This is a genomic window from Phycicoccus jejuensis (assembly GCF_000720925.1).
Classification (GTDB): Bacteria; Actinomycetota; Actinomycetes; order Actinomycetales; family Dermatophilaceae; genus Phycicoccus; species Phycicoccus jejuensis.
In genome coordinates this window covers 1-642 of the sequence record NZ_JOEE01000042.1, presented here as the reverse complement: position 1 = coordinate 642, position 642 = coordinate 1, and the positions used below count along the sequence as shown (strand labels likewise).

Annotated in this window: 2 protein-coding genes; both read left to right on the top strand. The window is 62.3% G+C overall.

Going from position 1 to position 642, the window contains the following annotated elements; translation table 11 throughout:
* The coding region (locus IG69_RS0119510) for a nuclear transport factor 2 family protein (protein WP_030529828.1) at nt 1–365 on the top strand (365 nt) is incomplete at its 5' end.
* Nucleotides 337–642, top strand: a 306-nt coding sequence (locus IG69_RS21865) for a sigma-70 family RNA polymerase sigma factor (RefSeq protein ID WP_157577751.1), incomplete at its 3' end; no start/stop codon positions are given. The genes IG69_RS0119510 and IG69_RS21865, both read left to right, overlap by 29 nt.

Sequence of the window (642 nt, the reverse complement as noted above, 5' to 3'; positions counted from 1 at the left end):
TGATCCGCTGGCTGGATGCCGTCCGGAACGGCAACGTGGCAAAGATTCTGGCCGACCACGCCCCGGATTGCGTAATGTTCGATGTCTCGCCTCCCGAGGAAGGCGTCCGCGGCACGGAAGCGTACTCGGCGGCCTGGCGCCCGTTCGTGCAGTGGATCCGTGACGGCGCTCACTTCGATCCAGAGGAGTTGTTCGTCGAGGCTGGAGACAGTGTCGGTTTCGCTTGGGCACTCATCAGGTGCGGGACCGATGATGACCTACTGCGTGCTCCGCGCCGGCGCCTGCGTCTGTCGTTCGGCCTGCGCAGCGATGTACAGGGCAGATGGAGCATCGTGCATGAGCACCACTCATTCACCCATAGCTAACGAAGGTCGTGACGGTCAGAGCCTCAGCATCCTGAATCACGCCGACCTCGCAACGCTGTACGCCGCGCATCGGGGTGAGATCTTTCGCCACTGCTACCGGATGACCGGCTCAGCCATTGATGCTGAGGACCTCTGTCAGGATGTGTTCGCCAAAGCGCTGCTGGCAGCGGACACGTTCGAGGGACGCGCTTCGGCTCGGACCTGGCTCTACCGGATTGCGACGAACAGGTGCCTTGATTTTCTGCGCCATCACGATCGTCGCTCAATACCGGCCGAC